This window comes from Acidovorax sp. GW821-FHT10E04, from assembly GCF_059415185.1.
In genome coordinates this window covers 602,231-623,317 of record NZ_JBWKMT010000002.1, presented here as the reverse complement: position 1 = coordinate 623,317, position 21,087 = coordinate 602,231, and the positions used below count along the sequence as shown (strand labels likewise).

Below are 21,087 nucleotides of genomic sequence, written 5' to 3'. Positions count from 1 at the left end.
AAGGCGGTGGCGATGTGCACGGCGGAAGCGGCCGTCACCCACGCGCCAGCACGGCCAGCTCCTGGCGCAGCAACAGCTCCACCTCCGTGGGCTCGAACTGGTCTTTCAGCAGCGGAATGGCAAAGCGGTACGCGGCATCCTGCTTGCGCAGCACATAGGCCAGCTGCAGGCGTGCCAGCGACTGGCGCAGCGCCTGCGCGTCGGCCGTGATGCCGTGGCCTTGCAGCAGCTGGGCCAGGGCCACCAGGCTGGTCTGCCCGGCCTGGGCCGTGTGGTAGACCACCACGCGGTCCAGGCGGCAGGCGGCCTCGTCCTGGCTCAGGCGCCCCCAGCCGGCCAGCGCGTCCTGCACGGGCTGCGAGGCCAGGGCCTGCGCGAGGTGGCGCGCCTCGATGGCGCGCTCGCCGGGTTGCAGGGCCTCCAGGCATTCCTGGCACAGGATGGCCACGAGGTTGGCGCGCTGGCCGCTGGCGTCCACGAGCTTTTCCACCAGCGTGTCGCTGCCAAAACCCAGGCGCAGGCGGCGCAGCGGCTCGGTGGCCAGCTCGCGGCAGGCGGCGCGCTCCAGCCCGCCGATGGCCAGCACCTCGCCAAAGTTGCGCAGGGGGCTTTGGTAGTCGAGCACGGCGGTGGCGTACAGGTCCCAGAAGCCCGCCAGCATGAACCAGCAGCGCCCCTCCTCGCTGAGCGCGCGCAGCGTGGACAACTGGGCGTAGCCGCTGTTCGACTCGTCGCGGAAAAAGAGGTCGGCTTCGTCGATCAGCAAATACAGGCGCTTGCCCGCGTACTGCGCCTGCAGGTGGTCCACGATGGCTTCGAGCGGCGTGTCGGCCGGCAGGCCGAACTGCAGCGCCATGCGCGGCGCCAGGCGGTGGTCGCGCAGCGAGACGTAGTGGCACACGGTGTGCGGGTGGCCCTGCAGGCGGCGCTGCACGGCCTTGAGCAGGCTGCTCTTGCCCAGCTGGCGCCCGCCCACCACCAGGTAGTTGGCGGGTTCGCGGTTGACCACGCGGGCCAGCAGCTGGGCGCGGCCGAAGAAGGAGCCCTCCCGCGTCACGCCACCGCGCGTCTGGTACGGCGAGATGCGGGTGATGCGCAGCTGCGCGGCCAGCAGGCGCAGCAGCACCTGCAGGGCCTCGCCGCCCACCAGCCATTCGGTCTGGCTGGCGCTGTCCACCATCACGTGCAGGTTGGCGCGGTCATCGGCATGGGCCTGCAGCAGGGGCATCGGCGCGTCCACGCTGTGCCCGCTCAGGATCAGCAGCACGTCGCTGCCGGTCTGCGCGACGCGCAGCTGGCGCAGCACGGCGGCCTCGTCCACGCCGGGCGTGGGCACGAAGACCAGGCAGCGGTCCAGCGACACGGGCAGGTCCGGCGGGAACTGCCACTCGAACACCAGCCCCGGCAGCGCCCAGTCGGTGCTGGGCTGGCTGCGGGCGGAAACCCGCTCGGCCATCGCGCGCGCGAGGCCCCCCGCACCCTCTGCCGCGCCGGGCTGCGCGCACAGCACCGCGCGGCGCCAGTCCACCGGGCGGATGTCGGCCGCGAGCAGCGTGGACTCCCGCCGCCCCGTCCAGCCCAGCAGCCGGTCCAGACGGGGCAGCCGCGCGAGCGGGGTGCGGCGAAGGCGTGCGGGCTGCAGCTGCGAAGGCCCGAGCAGGGGGTGGCGCGCGACCCAGACCACCGCGCCCACGGCGAAGATGGCAGCGCACCAGTAGATGAGCTTGCGCAGGCCTTCGAACGGGTCGCGCTCCGACGGCGGCACGGGCGTGAAGTCGTCGGCCTGCCCCTCCAGGCAGTTGATGGGCAGATAGCCCAGGGGAATGGGCGGGCGCCCGGGGCGGCAGCTCCAGGTGGTCGTGCCGGGCTTGAGCTCCACCACCACCTGGGTGCCCGCGAGCTTGCCCAGTTCGGGGTTGTGGGCGATGTCGGCCTGCAGCACGTAGGGCCGGGGCGACGTGACGCGCAGCTGCGGGTTGCCGATGCGCGGCGCATGTGTGCGGATGTCCTCGGGCCAGGCGTCCAGCTCGTTGTGCGCCTGCATCATCGCCACGCGCCACTGCACCAGCTCGCCCCAGACGATGCCCGCGTTCTCGGCCCCCAGCACGGAGCCGCGCGTGGCCGGGTTGAGCTTGGGCGTGAGCAGCGCGCTGCCCACGAACAGCGTGATGGCCGCGATCACCACCGCGCGGACCACGGACCTGGACAGCAGCGGGCTCATGCGGCCGACGAACACGAGTCCAGCACCATGAGGCCCGCGTCGCGGATGGTGGGGCTGCGCCAGTGCAGCCGCGCGGCCTCGCCCGTGCCGCGCACATGGATGAGGTTGCCCCAGAACAGGCGGCGCAGCTCGTCGTCCTGCAGGTAGGGGCGCGCGCGGCCCAGCTCATCGGCCTGCAGCAGCTGCGCCAGCCGTTGCCGGGTGGCCGGTGCCTGCGCGAGGGGCAGCAGGGTCTGCCACAGGCGCGGGCTGCTGGCCAGGTGGGTGCGCAGCGCGGCGCGGTCTGCCTGCGCGCCCTGCAGGCCGCCGCCCGCTCCCTGGTCCACCAGCCACTGCAGGCCTTCCTCGAACAGCGCGGGGTGTCCACCGCTGATCTCCTGCAGGGCCGCCAGCACCGGCTGGGGCCAGGCCTGCTCGGGCCAGCGGTGGCGCGCCAGCTGGGTGAGGTCTTCCAGCGACGGATCGGGCCAGTGGTTGACCTGCGCGATGTTGAGCAGCGACAGGTCGCCGCTGCGGTATTTGAGGTCGGCCAGCGCCTCGCCGCCGCACAGCAGCAGGTGCAGCCGTCCGCTGTGCATCTCGCTCAGGCTGCGCAGGATGCCCGCCAGGGTTTCGCGCAGTTCGGGGGTGCCCTGCTCGAAACGGCTGACCAGGCAGAACAGGCGCTCGCCCGCCAGCAGGCGGCGCTCCAGCGCGGATTCGAATTCGTAGTCGGACGCCACATCGCCGAGCCCGCACTGGCGGCCAATGGCGGCGAAGTACTCGGCCGGCACGGTGCTCACGCTGTAGGGCGGCTGGATGTGCAGCACCGCGCCTTCGCCGTACTGCGCCTTGGCGCGCTGCAGCAGCTCTTGCCTGAACGGCGGCTGGCCCCAGTGGGCGGGCGACAGCAGCAGCGAGATGGGATACGGCACGGCCTGCGCCAGCTGGGCAAACAGCCGGTCCTGGAAGGCAGCGAAGGGCTGCGCCGCGCCCGCCGACTCGGCCTGCAGCGGAAACTCGGGCTCGAAGCCGGCGGCGCTGAGCAGGCGGTTGGCCTCGGTTTCCGTCAGGCGCAGGTAGCGGGTGCAGGCCACCAGTTTTTCTCGCGAGCGGGGGTTGGGCGCCGACAGGCCGTTGCGCCAGTTGTTCACGGCCTCGCGGCTCAGGCCGATCTCGGTGGCCACGCCGGAGGCGCTGGCGCGAATGCGCCGCATGTAGAGCGAGAGAAGCTCCGGAAAGGAATCGTGGGCCATGGCTGTGGGGGTGGGCACTCTGCGCGCCGCGCGGTGAGAGGGCTTTGGAAAGAACACAAACGAAAAGAAGTCGGTGGCTGGCTGGCACGGATTGTGATGCGTGCCGGTGCCGTCCAGCACCCGGCACCTTCCGGCGTTGCCCGCGCAGGCCGCGCTACCAGAGCGCCTGCACCAGGGGCCAGGCCTTGTAGCAACCCAGGCCACAAGCCGCGAGCACCGGGCTGTAGAGCACCAGGGCCCCCAGCACCGCCGTCAGCCAGCCGGTTTCATCCTCCTCGTTTTCGGTTTGCTTTTTCTTTTCCTCTCCCCCCTCCCCCTTGACTGTGTCGAGCGTGGCGGCCTTCTCCGCATCGTCCCCGGGTGCGTCGCCCGTGATCTCCTGCACCAGCATCACCAGCACCACCAGCAGCGAGACACCCAGCACGCCCAGGTAGCCGTACCGCAGCCACGGGCTGTCCAGCGGATAGAAATACACGGCCAGCACCACGGCGGGCAGCAGGAAGAAGGCGTGCATCTGAAGCCGGTACCAATGGATGCCATCGTCCTTCTTTTCCAGCGCGCCCATCACGAGCTTGTAGGTGATCGCGCCCAGCACGAAGATCAGCCCGCCCCACCATTCGATCTGTGTCAGCATTTTGTGTGTCTCCCTCGGATTCAGTGGCTGGACTTGCCGGCGTTGCCGCCCTGCGGCGCTTCGCTACCACGGCCCTCGCTCTCGCCGCCATCTTCGCTGTCGTCGTCGGCGTCTTTGTCCGGGTCGCCGTCCTCGTCGCCATCCCCGTGGAGGTCCTTGTACTCGCTCAGCATGTAGTACAGCGGCAGCACGATGGCCAGCACCAGGCCCAGCCCCAGCCAGAGCCACAGGCCCTTGAACAGCAGCACGGTGACCACCGTGAACGCGATGGCCTGCAGCAGCCCCTTGAAGCCGGCGCGCAGCAGCAGCACCGCGATCAGTCCCTGAACAGGAGAGGTGCCGGTCTTGTGCATTTCCTTGGCCATGTCGATGAAGGCCTGCGCGGCTTCCTCGCCCTTCTTCCTGCGCTCGGCCTCCTGCTTGCGCAGCTTGGACACTGACACCGGCTTGCCCGGGTCCTTGGAGTGGGCGTGGGCATCTTCCTCGTCGGGCCCTTCGCCAGCCTGACCGGCAGCCACGGGTTCGTCCACGGGCTCCACCACCGCGCGCCACTGCGGGTTGGCCTCGAAGAACGCCCTGCGCGAGATCCACTGGCCCTTGTCGAAGTGCATGCGCTCGGTTTCGCCCACCTGGTCGTAGAACACCTCCAGCACCGCCGACTGCAGGCCGTGGGCAAACAGTGTTTCGAGCGCCCGCAAGGGAAGGTCGTCGTGCGTGCCGGTGTCAAAGCGCAGCAGCAGGTGGGTGCGTTGGGCCAGGACCTCCTGGTTGAACCACTGTTCGTCCCACAGCGCCGCCAGATCCGCGCCCCCCAGTTTCTGGGCCCAGCGCTGCGCCTGTTCGGTATTGCCGGCGGCCAGGTACTGGTAGACCAGCTGGCCGGTCTTGAGCTTGATCGCGTCTTCGAAGAACAGGTGCAGGGTGTGTGCGTTTTGCGACATGGTGCGGCGGTAGGGAGAGTGGGTTCGCGGTGGAAGTACACGAATTGTTACCGGCTTCGCGGGCACCGTCCCTCTCGGCGTTGTCCATCGCCCGGGCCCTGGCACTTGACGCCATGTCAACCACCGTCCTTCAGCGGCACGGCCGTTGGACGGATGCGGTGGGCGCCACGCGCCTCCACGGTTCCAGCACCCGCCGCTTGCCTTGGCGCGCGGGTGCTTCATGCATACTCGACGGCCAGCCCGCCGCGCGGCCGGGCAGCGCCGCGCGGCACGCCACCGGCAGGCCCGCAACCCGTGCGTGGCCCCGCCAAGTTGGCCTGCGGGCCACCACCATCACAAAACCCTGAGGGAGATTCACCATGCGTTCTCACGCACGCTCTGGCGCGCTTTTGCTCTGCGCCACCTTCACGCTCGGCCCCGTTGCCGCCCAGACGGACACCGCCGCCACACCCCAGGCCCGCGCCGCCGCTGTCCGCGCCGCAGCCACGGCCCCATACCCCGCCTTCAGCGGGACGCGCGAGAAGCTGGTGGTGGCCATGCCCAAGACCTACGCCAAGAGCGAAACCATGCTGCTGTGGGGCGACTACTTCAATCATCTGGCGCGCTGCGGCAACATCGACCTGCAGAACCTGCAGGGCGAGTCGCTGGAACGCAGCACCAACATCGACGTGCTGGGGGAGAAGGACCTCATCGACAGCCTGGTCGCCGGCAAGGCCCAGCTGGCCCAGGTGAACCCCGGCCTGGTGCCGCAGCTAGTGGCCGCCGGCCAGCCCGCGCCGTTTGGCGTGCCGGGCAACAAGGCCAGCGGGCAGCGCAACTCGTACAAGCTGATCCTGATTGCGCGCGTGGACAGCCCGTTCACCAAGCCGCAGGACCTAGTGGGCAAGAAGATCGCGCACACCACGCCCACATCCAACTCCGGCAACCTGGCGCCGCGCGCGCTGTTCCCGGCCATTGGCCTGGTGCCGGACCAGAACTACGAGGTGGTGTTCTCCAACGGCCACGAGCGCTCGGTGACGGGTGTGATGCACGGCTTCTACCCCGCCGCCGCCGTGGCCAGCGACCTGTACCAGCGCATGGTGGTCAAGGGCGATGTGAAGGGTTCGAGCATCCGCACGCTGTGGGAAAGCCCGCCGTTCATGACCGAAACCTGGACCCTGGGCAAGGACGTGTCGCCCGAGGTGCAGGCGCGCGTGAAGAAATGCTCGTACAGCTACAGCTTCTCGCCCAAGCTGCGCCAGCTGCTGCCGGGCAACGACACCTTCTTGCCCATCAACTTCGAGCGCGACTTCGCCACGGTGATGGAGGTCTACAACAAGACCGCGAAGGCGGCGCAGGCCGGCAAGCCCGCCGCCAAGTAGGTGCCCCGCAGCGCCAAGGCGCTGGCGGTTCAGGCCTGCGCGGAGGCGGCCCCAAGCCGCTCGCGCGTGCGCCGCGCGACATCCTTCACCCAGGGCTGCGCGGCCCAGTGCCGCTGGGCAAAGGCATCGATCTGCGCCTGGTAGGTGAGCGAAGCTCCAATCACATCCAGCCCGTCGAGGAACATGCGCCGGTGCCGCTCGGAGATGGTGAACGGTGCGCTGTGCCCTGCCGTGCGCACCTGGCGCTGTTCCACGTCGATCTCCATGGCCAAGGGACCGGTAGTGGCACGGGCCTCGCGCATGAAGGCCTGGGCATCGGCCTCGGTCACCATGGCCAGCAGCAGGCGGTTGTTCATGGCGTTGGAGTAGAAGATCTCGCCGAAGCTCGATGCCACCACGGCCTGGAAGCCGTACTGCTGCATGCCCCACACGGCATGCTCGCGGCTGGAGCCGCAGCCGTAGTTGCTGCCGGCCAGCAGCACATCGGTGCCGGCAAACGCCGGCTGGTTGAGCACGAAGTCTTCGCGCGGCTGCCCGGCGCCGTCAAAGCGCAGGTCGTACAGCAGGCCCGGCGCCAGGCCCGACTTGTCGATGCCGCGCAGGAACTGCTTGGGCATGATCTGGTCGGTATCGAGGTTGGCGATGTCGAGCAGGGCCGCCTGGCCGCGCACGGTGGTGTGGTTGTGGTCGGCGCTCATGCGGTCACCTCCAGGGTTCTTACGTCGGTGATGCAGCCCGTGACGGCAGCGGCGGCGGCCATGGCCGGGCTCATCAGGTGGGTGATGGCGCCACGGCCCTGGCGGCCCTCGAAATTGCGGTTGGTGGTGGAGGCGCAGCGCTGGCCGGGGGCCAGCACGTCGTCGTTCATGGCCAGGCACATGGAGCAGCCGGGCTGGCGCCATTCGAAGCCGGCGGCCATCAGGCGCGCGGCGATGCCCTCGGCCTCGGCCTGGGCCTTCACGGCGCCCGAGCCGGGCACGACCATGGCGCGCACGCCACTGGCCACGTGGCGGCTGCCGACGATGCGGTCCACCTCGCGCAGGTCCTCGATGCGCGCATTGGTGCACGAGCCGATGAACACGTGCTGCACCGGCACGCCCGCCAGCGGCTGCCCTGCCGCCAGGGCCGTGTAGCGCAGGGCCTGCTCGGCGCTGCTGCGCTGCACGGCGTCGGTGATGTCCTCGGGCCGGGGCACGGTGGCGTGGATGGCCATGGCCTGGTCGGGGCTGGTGCCCCAGGTGACGAAGGGGGCCACGGCGCTGGCGTCGAACACATGCTCCACGTCGAACACGGCGCCTGCGTCGCTGCCCAGCGTGGCCCAGTAGGCCAGGGCCTGCGTGCGCACGCCGCCGGTGATGTCGGGGGCCTTGGCCAGCACGTAGTCGATGGCGGTGGCGTCGGGTGCGATCAGCGCACCGCGCGCACCCGCCTCCACCGCCATGTTGCACAGCGTGAAGCGCGCCTCCACCGACAGGGCTTCGATGGCGCTGCCGCAGAACTCCACCACATAGCCGCGTGCGCCCTGCGCGCCGATGCGGCTGATGACCATGAGGATCAGGTCCTTGGCCGTGGTGCCCGTGGGCAGCGTGCCGTCCACGCGGATGCGCATGTCCTTGGCGAGGCGGTAGACCAGGGTCTGGGTGGCCAGCACGTGCTCGACCTCCGACGTGCCGATGCCGAAGCCTAGCGCGCCCAGCGCGCCGTACGTGGTGGTGTGGCTGTCGCCGCAGATGATGACCATGCCCGGGCGCACCATGCCGTGCTCGGGCGCGATCACGTGCTCGATGCCCTGCAGCGGGTCGTTGGTGTCGAACAGCGGGATGCCGTGGCGGTCGCAGTTGGCCTTGAGGTTGCTGGCCTGCAGGGCCGAAGGCGGGTCCTGGATGGTGCGCCAGCGCACCGGGTGCGTGGGGATGATGTGGCTCACCACCGCCACGTTCTGCCCCGGCACGGGCACGCCGCGCCCGGCCTCGTGCAGGCCGGCAAAGGCCTGGGGGCTGGTGTATTCGTTCATCAGGTGCAGGTCGCAGAACAGCAGAACGTTCTGTTCGTCCAGAACGGCCACGGTGTGCGATGCCACCAGCTTTTGGTAGAGCGTTGAGGGAGTGGTCATGGTCAGCGTCGGGGGTTGTCGTTGGGTGCAGCCTTACCGGTCGGCCAGCAGGAAGGGCAGCGCCGCGTCGAGCAGCGCATCCGGCGCCTCCTCGGCGATGTAGTGGCCGCAAGGCAGTGCGTGGCCGCGCACGTCGGCCGCCACGCGCTGCCACTCGGCCAGGGGCTGGAAGCACTGGTGCACCACGCCCTGCTCGCCCCACAGCGCCAGCAAAGGCATGGGCAACTGGCGGCCCGCATCGCTGTCGGCCCGGTCGTGCACCAGGTCGATGCCGGCAGCGGCGCGGTAGTCCTCGCAGATGCCATGGGCCGTGCCGGGCAGTGCCAGGCAGCGCACGTACTCGGCCAGGGCCCGCGGGTCGAACGGGGCCAGGCCGGCGCTGCGCCGGCCCATCACGTCGCGCACATAGGCGGCGGGGTCGGCCTCGATCAGGCGCTCGGGCAGCGGCGCGGGCTGGATCAAAAAGAACCAGTGCCAGTAGGCACGCGCAAAGGCGTTGCTGGTCTGTTCGTACATGGCCAGCGTGGGGGCGATGTCCAGCAGCACCATGCGCAACACGGCGGCCGGGTGGTCGGCCGCCAGGCGGTGCGCCACGCGGGCGCCCCGGTCGTGGGCCAGCACGGTGAAGCGTGGGTGGCCCAGGTGCTGCATCACGGCCAGCATGTCGGCGGCCATGGTGCGCTTGCTGTAGAGGGCATGCTCGGCATCCCCAGCAGGTTTTGCGGAATCGCCATAGCCCCGCAAATCCGCCAGCACCAGCGTGAAGTGCCGGGCCAGCACCGGCGCCACCTTGTGCCAGATGGCCGAGGTCTGCGGGTGGCCGTGCAGCAGCAGCAGGGCCGGGCCCGTGCCGCCCACCAGCGCGTGGATGTGCTGGCCGTCGGGCGTGGGCACACGGTGGGGGGTGAAGCCGGGGAAAAGCGGGGTCGTCGTGGTCATGGTGTCGGTGGGTTGTGGGCGCACGGGTCTGCTCACTCTGCAGTGATGCCCCGCTCCTTGATGAGCTTCGCCCACTGCGGCATCTCTTTTTCGAGCCGTGCGCGGGCCTGCTCGGGCGTCGATGGAATGGGGTCGAAACCGTCCTTGGCCATGCGCTCCTTGAGCGCCGGGGTGTTGAGCGCCTGGTTCAGGGTGGTGTTGAGTTTGTCGACGATCGGCTTGGGCGTGCCGGCCGGCGCGAACACGATGAACCAGGTTTCAAACGCGTAGCCAGGCAGGCCCGCCTCGGCAATGGTGGGCACGTCAGGCATGAGCGCCGAGCGCTTGGTACCGGTGACGCCCAGCGCCCTGAGCTTGCCCGCTTGCACATGCGGCTGCGCGGCCGACAGCACCGGAAAGCTCAGCGCCACCTGGCCCGACATGGTGTCGATCATGGCCGGGCCGCCGCCGCGGTAGGGTATGTGCACGATGGGCGTGCCCGCCACGGCCTTGAACAGCTCGGCCGACATGTGGAAGGTGCTGCCCGCGCCGGCCGAGCCATACGAGTACTTGCCCGGCTGCGCCTTGAGCAGCGCCACCAGTTCCTTGATGTTCTTGGCGGGCAAGGCGTTGTTGACCACCAGCACATGCTGCGAACTGGCCACCATGCCGATGGGCGCCAGGTCCTTCAGGGTGTCGTAGGGCATCTTGGCCGTCAGGCTGGGGTTGATGGCCAGGGACACGGTCTGCAGGCCGATGGTGTAGCCGTCCGGTGCGGACTTGGCCACCATGTCCACGCCGATGTTGCCGCCCGCGCCGCCCTTGTTCTCGATGAACAGCGAGCCGCCCAGCGCCTTGCCCCATTCATCGGTGATGAGCCGCGCGGCGATGTCGGCGCTGCCGCCCGGCGCATAGGGGACCACGAGCTTGATGGCCTTGTTGGGATAAGCCGCTGGCTGGGCCAGGGCCGCAGCGGGCGACAGCAGTGCCAGCGTGGCGGCGGCCGTTGCCGCCACAGCCAGCCGGCGGGGAAACAGGGACGGTGTCGGGGGGGTGGAACCGGTCATGGGTTGTCTCCTGCGGGTATTTGTTGTGGCTGGATCTTATGAGTGATGTTCAACGCCATAAATACCGTCAAAATCATTTCATTCATAAATTCAAAGCACGAATGAGATACCCATGGACGGCTTTTCGGACCTGCGCTTCTTTGCCTTGCTCATGAAGGAAGGCAGCCTGGCCGCCGCCGCGCAGCAGATGGGCATCACCCCGCCCGCGGTCAGCCGGCGCCTGGCCCAGCTGGAGCACCGGCTGGGCGTGCGCCTTCTGCACCGCACCACACGACGCATCCACCTCACACCCGAGGGCGAGACCTACCTGCTGGATGGTGCCCGCATCCTGGGCGACCTGGAGGCGCTGGAGCGCACGGTGGCCGGCGCGCGCAGCTCGCCGCGCGGGCTCATCAAGCTGGCGGCCACGCTGGGCTTTGGCCGCGTTCACATCGCGCCCGCCCTGTCGGCCTTCTCGCGCGCCTACCCCGAAGTGGAGGTGCAACTGCACCTGACCGACCGGCCCGTGAACCTGGTGGAACAGGGCCTGGATGCCGCCGTGCGCTTTGGCGACCTGCCCGACTCGCGCCTCACGGCCCGCAGGCTGATGGCCAACCGGCGCGTGCTGTGCGCGTCGCCGGCCTACCTGGCCCACGCGGGCGAGCCCGCCCAGCCCGCCGACCTGCTGGCCCACCTGTGCATCGTGATCCGCGAAAGCGATGAAACCTATGGCACCTGGCACCTGCACCAGGGCGGGCGGCAGGAAACGGTGAAGGTGCGCGGCATGCTCAGCACCAACGATGGCGCGGCCGCCACCACCTGGGCCCTGGAAGGCCACGGCGTGCTGATGCGCTCCGAGTGGGACGTGGCAGCCCACCTGGCCGCTGGCCGCCTGCGGCGCGTTCTGCCCGCCTGGGCCTTGCCCGCAGCGGACGTGACGCTGGTGTACCCCACCCGCAGCGACCTGTCGGCCAAGACGCGGGCGCTGGCGGATTTCCTGGCGGCCTGGTTTTCCGGCGACCGGAAGGACCTCGTGGCGCGGCCGGCCGGAGAGCCCTGACATCACCCCCCCCTGGCCGACAGGTGCCGAGACGCGCCCCCCGTCCTGAAAGGCCGCCCCGCTGCCATTCATCGCAGGCGGGGCGGTGCCCTCCGCCCGCGGTGTCAGGGGAAGGTGAAATCCGTGGTTTGCACGGTACCCTCCGTCAGGACAGGCAGTGCCTGCGTCTTGTCGGCAAAACCACCCAGGCGGGCCTGAACAGCGTAGCGCCCCGCCGCCGCGGAGTCCGCGGCAAACACCAGGCTGGTGCCCGGCGCGGCATAGGGGGCGACCCGCGGCGCGAGGGTAGGCACCGTGAAGCCGTAGGCCCCTGTCACCCCGTCAACGCCCCGGCCGGCCACTTCGATCGTGCCCCCCACAGACAAGGGCTGGAGCACCCGCACCATGGTGTCCACCGGGGCGGTGCCCTTCACCGTCGCGACCGGAGATGGCGGCAGGCTCAAAGGCGCGGCGCCCGCGCCCACGGAAGTCACTGTCTCGGCGGCCACCGGAACACCCGTGACCACCGTGGTGGTGCGCCCCGCACCCACGACGACCAGCGTGTAGCTGCCCGGGGCCACCGGCTGGAGCAGGAACCTGCCCGCGCTGTCGGGTGTGGTGGCGCGCACCAGCTCACCGTTGAACTGCAGGGAGACGCTGGTGCCCGTGCCGGGTTCCACATAGCCCTGCACACCGGAAACGAAGCGCGGGATCACCGACACCACGGGTTTGAGAAGATACTGGCCCGAGGCGCCAGCGGCCACCACCGACTTGCAGGCATCGAAGTCCAGAACGAAGTCGGCCATCTGATTGGCGCCCACGTCGATATTCACATTCGTCTTGACGCCCGATTGCTGCCCGCTCGGCGTTTTCAGCGCGACTTCCGATGCGCCGGTGGGGACCACCGAATTGGCCAGCGGCTGGGCCCCTGTGTTGCTGGCCAGCACGAGCCGCAACTGTGTGTACTTTCCCGCGGGCAGCGGCACCTGCCCCAGCTCCATGAGCACACCGTTCGTCAGCGTCAGCAGGTCCACCCTGCGTGCCGGGTTCAGCACGATCTCTGACCAGCCCGCATCGTTGTCCGAGGCATTGCTGCTCTGGTGGACGCGCACTTTCTCGACCGTGACATTCACGGCGGAATAGCCGCAGCTGGGGGCATCCGTCATCGCCAGGCGCAACGTGCCATTTCCGCTGGTTTCGCCACCTCCACCACCGCCCCCGCAGGCGGCAAGGCTGGCGATGGACAGTGCACACAGGACGGTGCGCAGACAAGGGTGTGTTTTCATGGGGGTGGCCTCTTTGGTGAGATGTTGGCGGCTGCGGGACCAGGGGAGCGCCCCGAAGAATGTGAAAAATTCACACAAACAACCTTAGAGGCATCCCGGCGCGTGTCTGTAGGACAACACCCAGACTTGGCGACGAGCGGCGCACGCTCTCCGCGCCGCTTTCCACCACATGCCCGCACCGTCCAGCGTTGGGCCACCCATCGGCCCCCGGCCCCTCAGGCACCGTCCATCAGCGTGAGCGACCCGAACGGCATGTGGTGCATCAGCTCGCGCAGCACCAGCAGGGTGACCGCGAATGCAGCGCGGGCGGGCAACCCCTCCTGCGAAGCCGGACGCCCTTGGGATACGGAGACAAGCCGGTTGAACACATGCTCCAGGGCATCGAGAGTGAGCATGCGCCGCGGCCCTGACGCAATGCCCGCCAGGGTGGCGATCTCGTGCAGCGCCGGGTCTGCGGAACAAGGCGCGACCACCGCACCCTGCGGCACCCAGGGGCGATGGCGGACATGGGCGGCGTAGACCTCGTCCTCCACCTGCGCAATGGCGGTCTCCAGCTCGAAGGGGGTGGGAAGTACCCCGCGGAAAAAATCGCGCGCCGTCTTCTGGCTGCCCAGCGCCAGGGTCAGCACGACGGAGGGCAGCTGAGGATCCAGCCCCGTCGCCACCACGGTGTGCTCCGCCCCCATGTGCAGGGCGGTGGCCAGCTGCCCTGGCACGGCAAGGCCATGGACCCGGCGGTACAGCGACGCGATATCGACGTCCGCATCACCCCCCTGGGGCGACGGCGATGAAGCCACCGGCGGGGCCGGAGGGGACGAAGGAGATGGCGGGGATGGTGGGGGCATGGACATTCCGCGGTGTGGTGGGCAAGGAGCAGGAGGGCATGGCCCGGGCCCGCGTGGATGGCGGGAAGTCGTTCGTGGATCCGTCCCGTCACGGCCGCGCGGCCTGCGTGACAAATCGCTGGTGGATCTCCACAGTCAGTGCTTCGACGCGCAGCGTGAGCTGGCGCGTCTGTTCGGTCAACAGGGTGTTTTGCTGCAGCAGCTCCAGCACCTGCGCGGCATTCTGCGCGGCAATGGCCTGACGTTGTTCGCTGGCGATGGCCAGCGCCTCGCGGTGCTGCGCATCCGCGTCGGCGTGGTGCTTGTCGCGGGCGGCCTGCCGCGTCTGGGCGAGCAGGATGAGCGGCGCGGCGTAGGCCGCCTGCAGGCTGAACGCAAGGTTGAGCAGGATGAACGGATAGGGATCGAACCTGGCGGCACCCAGCACGTTGATCAAGATCCACGCCGCCACGATCAGCGTCTGCGCACCGAGAAACAGCGGCGTGCCAAAGAACCGCGCAAAGGCCTCGGCCTGCAACGCAAACCGGTCCGTGCCGAAGGTAGGGGCCAGGTGCTCATGGCGCCGGTGAAAGCGCAAGGGGTCCACCCGGGGCGGGCCGTCTTCCAGGGGTGGGGCGTTGTGCGCAGGGTGGGGGTGGGCGGTCATGGGTGTTCCTCTCCGATCGGGGCGCATTCGCCAACAGGCAGCAAACAGGCAGAAGGCGCCTGGCCCCACTCTACGCCTGGACGACTGCCGCCGGTCCGTCAACGCCGCGCTGCCGGGCGTTGAGCCCCGCACACAACCCCTGCGCCGCGCCGACAGGCGCTGCCAGCCTGCGCCTACACGCCGGGGCAGCCACCGTGCCTACAGTCGAACGCACAGACAACCGCCGCGCAGCGCATGCCCACAAAGCCCTGCAACGCACCCTCGAAAGCCGCCACCGCAGGAGCAATCCCATGCGCATCCACGCCATGCCTCGCCGCCACTCCCCCTGGTCCCTGGTGATCGGAGCCACCGCACTGATGGCGCTGCTGGCGCTCACGGCCTGCTCCACGCCACGCACGCCCGAAGGCATCCAGGCCGTGACCGGCTTCGATGTGGACCGCTACACCGGCCACTGGCACGAGGTGGCGCGCATCGACCACTCGTTCGAGCGCGGGCTCACCCAGACCAGCGCCACCTACAGCCGCAACCCCGACGACACCGTGAAGGTGGTGAACCGGGGGTACGACCCGGTGCGCAAGGAGTGGAAGGAGGCCGAGGGCACGGCAAGCTTCGTCGATGCGCCCACGCGCGCGGCGTTGAAGGTGTCGTTCTTCGGGCCGTTCTACGGCGGCTACAACGTGGTGGCGCTGGATGAGAACTACCAGTGGGCCATGGTGGTGGGCTCCAGCAAGGACTACCTGTGGATCCTGTCGCGCACCCCCACCCTGCCCTGGCATGTGCGCGAACACCTGATCGAGCGTGCGCAGTCCATGGGCATCGACGTGGGCCGCATCCTGTGGGCGCCGCCCGCCAGTGAACAGCACGCCAGGCGCGCAGTGATGACCTGAGGCAAGGCCAGGCGCTGCAGGCGTGGAGCCCGTGCGCCGGATGCCAGCACCTGGCCGCGGCGAAGCACCGCGATGCGATGTGGTGCGCCGCACCCAACCGGCATCAAGCCTCTTTTGCTACCAATTAAATAGCGCCCCGCGCTTTCACCACAAGCGCCAGCGGCCATTTCGGCCAGAAACTACTCCGCCCCGGGCACGGTGGCGGCGGCCACCAGGCGCTGGGTGTACGGGTGCCGGGGTGCGTCCAGCACCTCGTCCACGCTGCCGCTTTCCAGCACGGTGCCATCCTTCATCACCAGCACCTGGTGCGCCATGGCCCGGATCACGTCCACGTCGTGGGTGATGAGCAGGTAGCTCAGGCCCTTTTCTTTCTGCAGGCGCTGCAGCAGGCCCAGCACCTGCTGCTGGATGGTGACGTCGAGCGCGCTGGTGGGCTCGTCGAGCACGAGCACCTGCGGTTGCACGATGAGGGCGCGCGCGATGGCCAGGCGCTGGCGCTGCCCACCGGAGAATTCATGCGGGTAGCGCTCGAGCAGCCGCGGGTACTGGGCCTCGGCCAGACCCACCTCGGCCAGCGCGGCCTCGACCCGGGCGCGCCGCTGGGCCACGCCCAGCGCGGGCTCATGCACCTTGAGGCCCTCGCCCACGATCTCTTCGACCGTCAGGCGCGGAGAGAGCGACGAGAACGGGTCCTGGAACACCACCTGCACGCGGCGGCGCAGCTGCTGGTTGGCGGGCGTGTTGCGCGTGGCGGGCTGCTGCCACGCCTGCCCGCCGACCTGCAGCTGGCCGGTGCAGGGCAGCAGGCCCAGGATGGCCTGCGCCAGCGTGGATTTGCCCGACCCGGATTCGCCCACCACGCCCAGCGTCTCTCCGGGCGGCAGCGCGAGCGTGGCGGCCTGCACGGCCACGAACTCGCCTTTCTGGAACCATCCCCGCAGGCCGGGGAGCGGCGTGGGATACACCACGCGCAGGTCCCGCGTCTGGACCACCGGCGGCGTGCCCGCGGGGGAATCGGCGGGTGCCACGTCACGGCGCGGCTGGCTGGCGATCAGGCGGCGGGTGTAGGCATGCTGCGGCGCGCCGAACACCTCGGCCACGGGCCCCTGCTCCACCAGCACGCCCTGCTCCATCACGGCCACGCGGTCCGCGAAGCGGCGCACCAGGTTGAGGTCGTGCGTGATCAGCAGCACCGCCATGCCGTTCTGCCGCTGCAGATCGGACAGCAGGTCCAGGATCTGGCCGCGCAGCGTGACGTCGAGCGCGGTGGTGGGTTCGTCGGCCAGCAGCAGCTGCGGCTCGCTGGCCAGGGCCATGGCGATCATGGCGCGCTGGCGCTGGCCGCCCGAGAGCTGGTGGGGAAAGCTGTTGGCGCGGCGCGCGGGCTCGGGAATGCCGGTCTTGGCCAGCAGCGCAACGGCGGCCTGCGCGCATTGCTCGCCCGTCAGGCCTTTCTTGAGCTGCAGGATCTCGGCGATCTGCGTGCCAATGGTCATCAGCGGGTTGAGCGCGGTCATCGGCTCCTGGAAGACCATGGCGATCTCGCCGCCGCGCACGCCCCGCATCTCGCGCTCCGTGAGCGCCAGCAGATCGCGCTGCCCCCGCAGCATGGCCTGGCCGGTGATGGCGGCATTGCCCACCAGCCGCAGCAGGCTGAGCGCGGTGATGGTCTTGCCGGAGCCGGACTCGCCCACCAGCGCGAGTTTTTCGCCGGCTGCGATGGTGAAGCTGGCCCCGCGCACCACCTCCTTGGCGCCGAAGCGCACGTGCAGATCCCGCACGTCGAGCAGCGGGGCAGCGGGAGCGCCCCCGGGGGGCAGCGAGGACATGCCGGTGCCAGGCGTGGGGGCGATCATTGATCGGCCTTTCGGGGGTCGAGGGCGTCCCGCAGCGCATCGCCCATGAAGGTCAGCAGCAGCAAGGTGGTGACCAGCACGGCGAAGGTGGACAAGGAAATCCACCACGCGTCGATGCTGTTCTTGCCCTGGCTCAGCAGCTCGCCCAGCGACGGCGTGCCGGGCGGCACGCCCAGGCCCAGGAAGTCGAGCGAAGTGAGCGCGAGGATGGCCGCGCTCATGCGAAACGGCAGGAAGGTCACCACCGGGGTGAGGCTGTTGGGCAGGATGTGGCGCCAGATGATCTGCGCATTGCCCACGCCCAGGGCCCGCGCCGCCTTCACGTAGTCGAGCTGGCGGTTGCGCAGGAACTCGGCGCGCACGTAGTCCGACAGGCCCATCCAGCCAAACAGGGAGAGAAGGATGAGCAGCAGCGAGATGCTCGGGGCGAACACGGCGCTGAAGATGATGAGCAGGTACAGCTCGGGCATGGAGCCCCAGATTTCCATGAAGCGCTGGAACGCCAGATCGGTCTTGCCCCCAAAGAACCCCTGGATCGCCCCCGTGACCACCCCAAGCAGCACGCCCGTCACGGTGAGCGCCAGGCCGAACAGCACGCTCACGCGAAAGCCGTAGAGCAGCTGGGCCAGCAGGTCACGCCCCCGGTCGTCGGTGCCCAGCCAGTTGTCGCCGGTGGGCGCCGACGGGTTGGGCGACTTGGCGAAGTAGTTGAGCGTGTTGGGCCCGTACGGATTGAGGGTGTACAGCGCCCAGTTGCTGCCCTGGCTCAGCCGGTTCTTGATGAAGGGGTCCAGGTAGTCGGTGGGGGTCTCGAAGTCTCCGCCGAACGTGGTCTCGGGGTAGTCCTTGAGCATCGGAAAGTAGGTGTGCCCCTCGTAGCGCACGATGAGCGGCCTGTCGTTGCTGACCAGTTCGGCGCACAGGCTCAGCAGCACCAGGGCACTGAAGATCAACAGGCTCCAGTAGCCCAGGCGGTTGCGCCGAAAGCGCAGCCACGCACGGCGCGCGGGAGAGAGCGAAGGCGATGGAGAGGCAGGGCTCATCAGGGCTGGCTGTTCGTTTGGTTCAAGCTGGCTGGGCGGGCTTGCGGGCTAGTCAAACTTCACGCGGGGGTCCACCCACACGTAGCACAGGTCGCTGACCAGCTTGGTCACCAGGCCGATCAGCGTGAACAGGTACAGCGTGCCCAGCACCACGGGGTAGTCGCGGCGGATGACGCTGTCGTAGCTGAGCAGGCCCAGCCCGTCGAGGGAGAACAGTGTCTCGATCAGGAGCGAGCCCGTGAAGAACGCACCGACGAACGCGGCCGGAAACCCGGTGATGATGGGGATGAGCGCGTTGCGAAACACGTGCTTCCACAGCACCTGCCGCTCCGACAGGCCTTTGGCGCGGGCCGTGAGGACGTACTGCTTGCGAATCTCTTCCAGGAACGCGTTCTTGGTGAGCATGGCCGTCACCGCGAAGCTGCCCAGCACCATGGCCGTGACGGGCAGCGTGATGTGCCACAGGTAGTCCACGATGCGCGCGCCCCAGGAAAGCTCGTCCCAGTTGGCCGAGGTCAGGCCCCTGAGCGGGAACCACTGCAGCTGCCCGCCAAAGATCACCAGCAGCGCCACGCCCAGCACGAAGCCCGGAATGGCATAGCCCACGAGGATGATCAGCGTGGTCACGAGGTCGAACCGCGAGCCTGCCCGCACCGCCTTGGCCACACCCAGCGGCACGGCCACCAGGTAGCTGATGAAGAAGGTCCACAGGCCCAGACTGATGGAGACGGGGAGCTTTTCCTTCACCAGATCCCAGACGGCCTTGTTCTGGAAAAAGCTCTGGCCCAGGTCGAAGCGCGCAAACTGCCCCAGCATCTGCAGGAAACGCTCGTGCGCGGGCTTGTCGAAGCCGTACAGCGCCTTGATCTGCGCAAGCCGCTTGGGGTCCACGCCCTGGTCGCCCCGGTAGGCCATGCCGCCCGATTCCACGCCGCTCTTGCCCGCGGCCGTGCGCGCTTCGGCCAGGTACTGCTCCACCGGCCCCCCCGGCACGAACTGGATCACCGCGAAAGTCACGAGCAGCACCCCCAGCAGGGTGGGCAGCATCAGCAGCAGGCGTTTGGCGATGTAGGCGAGCATGGGATGGAAAGGGTGACTCTCAGGGCTGCGGCGGCTTCGGGGTCATGGCTTGAGGCTCCACCATGAGTACATGAGCCATTCCTCCGCCTTGGCATAGGGCGGCATCGGCTCCTTGTAGGCCAGGCGCTGCTGGTTGTACACCACGCGGTGCGAGGCCAGCGTCCACTGCGGTATGAGGTAGTGGCTGTGCATGATCACGCGGTCCAGCGCGCGGCAGGCGGGCAGCATCTCCGACTGGCTGCGCGCACGGGTCAGCGCCGTCACCAGGGCATCCACCGCAGGGCTCTTCACGCCCGCGTGGTTGCTGGAGCCTTCCACATCGGCCCCCTTGCTGCCGAACAGCTCCTTCATGGCCTGCCCCGGGTTGTAGGTGCCGGGGTAGTTCAGGCTGACCATGTCGTAGTCGAACTTGTCCATGCGCTGCAGGTACAGCGCAAAGTCCACCGACGAGAACCGCAGCGTGATGCCGAGCTTTTCCAGATTGCGCATCCAGGGGGTGACGGTCCGGGCCCCCGCTTCCTTGCTGTCCAGGTATTCGATCTCCATGGGATCGCCCTTGGCGTTGCGCAGGGCGCCGTCGCGGTACGTCCACCCCGCATCGGCCAGCAGCTGGCGGGCGCGGCGCAGGTTATCGCGCAGCGAATGGCCGTCTCCCTCCGTCACGGGCGGCGTGTACATGGGGCCGAACACGGCGTCGGGCACCTTGCCGCGCCAGGGCTCCAGCAGGGCCAGCTCCTCAGGCCCCGGCGTACCCGTGGCTTCGCAGCTGGTGTTTCCGAACAGGTCCTTCACGCGCGGGTAGCCGCCATAGAACATCTGGCGGTTCATCCACTCGTAGTCGATGGCCAGGCCCAGCGCCTCGCGCACGCGGACGTCCTGGAGGATGGGTCGGCGCGTGTTGAGCACGTAGCTCTGGAACCCCGCGGGCAGCCTGTGCGCCATGTCCTTCTTGACCAGCACGCCCTGCTTGAAGAGCTTGCCATCGATGCGGCGGGCCCAGTCGCCCGCCGAATAGATGGTCATGAAGTCGAACTCGCCGGCCTTCATGGCCTCCAGCCGCGCGGTGTTGTCCTTGTAGATCTTGACCGTGATGCGGTCGAAATTGAAGGCGCCGCGGTTGACGTTGAGGTTGCGGCCCCAGTACTGGGGATCGCGCTCGTAGGTGATGTCGCGGCCGAACTTCATCGGCCCGATGCGGTAGGGGCCGCTGCCAATGGGAATGTCGGTCACGATCTCGTCAAAGCGCTTGGCCTTGCCATCGGGCTGGCGCCCCCAGGCGCGGCTGAAGACCGGGATGCCCCCGGCGGTCAACGGCAGTTCGCGGTTGGGCTGCTTGAATCGAAAACGCACGGTGCGCGTGTCCAGCACGTCGACGCCCGCCACCTCCTGCAGCAGCGTGGCGTAGCTGGGCGACGCGTAGGGGCCGATCAGCGTGTCGTAGCTGTACTTGACGTCCGCGGCCTCGACGGGATCGCCGTTGTGAAAGCGCGCCTCGGGACGCAGGCGGAACGTGGCGCTCAACCGGTCGTCGGCCACCTGCACATCCTCGGCCAGCAGGCCATAGGCAGAGGCCGTCTCGTCCATGGAGCCTGTCAGCAAGGTCTCGAACAACAGGTCGCTCAGGTACGCGGGCACCGAGCCCTTCATGGTGAACGGGTTGTACTTGTCGAACGTAGAATAGCGCAGGTTGCTCACCATGCGCAGCTCGCCGCCCTTGGGGGCCGCGGGGTTCACATAGTCGAAATGCGCAAAACCCGCCGGGTACTTGAGGTCGCCCCACAGCGCGTACCCATGCGCGGCCCACGCCGGGACGGCACACCCCATCAGCAGAAAAGTCAGCCAGAACCGCATGCGACAATTCTGCACTACGCCGAAGGTGCCGCCGCGCAGGCTGTGGAGATTCCCCCGCAGGCCGCCAGGGCGCCACGGCCCACGC

Annotated in this window: 18 protein-coding genes; 3 read left to right on the top strand and 15 right to left on the bottom strand. The window is 69.0% G+C overall.

All coding sequences use genetic code 11. The annotated features are described in order from the left end of the window. Nucleotides 1-34: 34 nt before the first annotated feature. From AC07OC_RS07890 to AC07OC_RS07875, 4 genes are all read right to left on the bottom strand, one after another. Nucleotides 35-2,236, bottom strand: a complete 2,202-nt coding sequence (locus tag AC07OC_RS07890; protein ID WP_494600756.1) for an AAA family ATPase — start codon at nucleotides 2,234-2,236, stop codon at nucleotides 35-37. Continuing rightward, nucleotides 2,218-3,456: a hypothetical protein gene (locus tag AC07OC_RS07885; RefSeq protein ID WP_218294315.1), complete on the bottom strand. Its 1,239-nt coding sequence runs from the start codon at nucleotides 3,454-3,456 to the stop codon at nucleotides 2,218-2,220. The genes AC07OC_RS07890 and AC07OC_RS07885 overlap by 19 nt, the downstream gene beginning before the upstream one ends. Before the next feature lie 154 nt (nucleotides 3,457-3,610). Beyond that, on the bottom strand, nucleotides 3,611-4,090 hold the full coding sequence (locus AC07OC_RS07880) for a hypothetical protein (protein WP_494594983.1): 480 nt from the start codon (nucleotides 4,088-4,090) through the stop codon (nucleotides 3,611-3,613). A 20-nt stretch (nucleotides 4,091-4,110) separates the two neighbouring features. Next, a complete protein-coding gene (locus tag AC07OC_RS07875; protein WP_494594981.1) occupies nucleotides 4,111-5,031 on the bottom strand; it encodes a hypothetical protein in 921 nt (306 codons plus the stop codon). 359 nt (nucleotides 5,032-5,390) lie between these two features. Here AC07OC_RS07875 and AC07OC_RS07870 point away from each other — a divergent pair, with 359 nt between their 5' ends. Continuing rightward, nucleotides 5,391-6,392, top strand: a complete 1,002-nt coding sequence (locus AC07OC_RS07870; RefSeq protein ID WP_494594980.1) for a PhnD/SsuA/transferrin family substrate-binding protein — start codon at nucleotides 5,391-5,393, stop codon at nucleotides 6,390-6,392. A gap of 29 nt (nucleotides 6,393-6,421) precedes the next feature. Here the strand turns inward: AC07OC_RS07870 and leuD are convergent, their stop codons facing one another. From leuD to AC07OC_RS07850, 4 genes are read right to left on the bottom strand one after another with little or no spacing between them, the layout of a single operon-like run. Beyond that, complete coding sequence (leuD, locus tag AC07OC_RS07865) at nucleotides 6,422-7,090, bottom strand: 3-isopropylmalate dehydratase small subunit (protein ID WP_218338861.1); 669 nt, start codon at nucleotides 7,088-7,090, stop codon at nucleotides 6,422-6,424. Then, nucleotides 7,087-8,505: a 3-isopropylmalate dehydratase large subunit gene (gene leuC, locus AC07OC_RS07860; protein WP_494600753.1), complete on the bottom strand. Its 1,419-nt coding sequence runs from the start codon at nucleotides 8,503-8,505 to the stop codon at nucleotides 7,087-7,089. Before leuC ends, leuD begins: the two co-directional genes overlap by 4 nt. A gap of 33 nt (nucleotides 8,506-8,538) precedes the next feature. Continuing rightward, nucleotides 8,539-9,444 carry an alpha/beta fold hydrolase gene (locus AC07OC_RS07855; protein WP_494600751.1) on the bottom strand — a complete coding sequence of 302 codons (906 nt, stop codon included), beginning with the start codon at nucleotides 9,442-9,444 and terminating at the stop codon, nucleotides 8,539-8,541. A 32-nt stretch (nucleotides 9,445-9,476) separates the two neighbouring features. Further along, complete coding sequence (locus AC07OC_RS07850; RefSeq protein WP_494600749.1) at nucleotides 9,477-10,490, bottom strand: tripartite tricarboxylate transporter substrate binding protein; 1,014 nt, start codon at nucleotides 10,488-10,490, stop codon at nucleotides 9,477-9,479. A 112-nt stretch (nucleotides 10,491-10,602) separates the two neighbouring features. Here AC07OC_RS07850 and AC07OC_RS07845 point away from each other — a divergent pair, with 112 nt between their 5' ends. Beyond that, on the top strand, nucleotides 10,603-11,529 hold the full coding sequence (locus AC07OC_RS07845) for a LysR family transcriptional regulator (protein ID WP_369643891.1): 927 nt from the start codon (nucleotides 10,603-10,605) through the stop codon (nucleotides 11,527-11,529). Between the two features lie 104 nt (nucleotides 11,530-11,633). On the opposite strand, the gene AC07OC_RS07840 is transcribed toward AC07OC_RS07845, so the two are convergent. The 3 genes from AC07OC_RS07840 to AC07OC_RS07830 all read right to left on the bottom strand — a co-directional run bounded on the left by AC07OC_RS07840 (nucleotide 11,634) and on the right by AC07OC_RS07830 (nucleotide 14,285). Continuing rightward, nucleotides 11,634-12,794: a DUF4382 domain-containing protein gene (locus tag AC07OC_RS07840; RefSeq protein ID WP_494600747.1), complete on the bottom strand. Its 1,161-nt coding sequence runs from the start codon at nucleotides 12,792-12,794 to the stop codon at nucleotides 11,634-11,636. 215 nt (nucleotides 12,795-13,009) lie between these two features. Beyond that, nucleotides 13,010-13,639 carry a hypothetical protein gene (locus tag AC07OC_RS07835; RefSeq protein ID WP_494600745.1) on the bottom strand — a complete coding sequence of 210 codons (630 nt, stop codon included), beginning with the start codon at nucleotides 13,637-13,639 and terminating at the stop codon, nucleotides 13,010-13,012. Nucleotides 13,640-13,727: 88 nt separating this feature from the next. Next, on the bottom strand, nucleotides 13,728-14,285 hold the full coding sequence (locus AC07OC_RS07830) for a DUF1003 domain-containing protein (protein ID WP_218294305.1): 558 nt from the start codon (nucleotides 14,283-14,285) through the stop codon (nucleotides 13,728-13,730). Between the two features lie 290 nt (nucleotides 14,286-14,575). Between AC07OC_RS07830 and AC07OC_RS07825 the strand changes: the two genes are divergently transcribed. Then, the gene (locus AC07OC_RS07825) at nucleotides 14,576-15,172 is read left to right on the top strand and encodes a lipocalin family protein (protein WP_218294304.1); all 597 of its coding nucleotides are present in this window, start codon (nucleotides 14,576-14,578) and stop codon (nucleotides 15,170-15,172) included. 179 nt (nucleotides 15,173-15,351) lie between these two features. Here the strand turns inward: AC07OC_RS07825 and AC07OC_RS07820 are convergent, their stop codons facing one another. Genes AC07OC_RS07820 through AC07OC_RS07805 form a run of 4 tightly spaced genes read right to left on the bottom strand, consistent with a single transcriptional unit; the run spans nucleotide 15,352 to nucleotide 21,002 of the window. After that, nucleotides 15,352-17,028: an ABC transporter ATP-binding protein gene (locus AC07OC_RS07820; RefSeq protein ID WP_494600743.1), complete on the bottom strand. Its 1,677-nt coding sequence runs from the start codon at nucleotides 17,026-17,028 to the stop codon at nucleotides 15,352-15,354. Then, nucleotides 17,025-18,071, bottom strand: coding sequence for an ABC transporter permease (locus tag AC07OC_RS07815; RefSeq protein WP_218294303.1), 1,047 nt, complete (start codon nucleotides 18,069-18,071; stop codon nucleotides 17,025-17,027). The genes AC07OC_RS07820 and AC07OC_RS07815 overlap by 4 nt, the downstream gene beginning before the upstream one ends. Before the next feature lie 48 nt (nucleotides 18,072-18,119). After that, on the bottom strand, nucleotides 18,120-19,151 hold the full coding sequence (locus AC07OC_RS07810) for a microcin C ABC transporter permease YejB (RefSeq protein WP_218294302.1): 1,032 nt from the start codon (nucleotides 19,149-19,151) through the stop codon (nucleotides 18,120-18,122). Nucleotides 19,152-19,193: 42 nt separating this feature from the next. Then, nucleotides 19,194-21,002, bottom strand: a complete 1,809-nt coding sequence (locus tag AC07OC_RS07805) for an extracellular solute-binding protein (RefSeq protein ID WP_218294301.1) — start codon at nucleotides 21,000-21,002, stop codon at nucleotides 19,194-19,196. Nucleotides 21,003-21,087 lie beyond the last annotated feature (85 nt).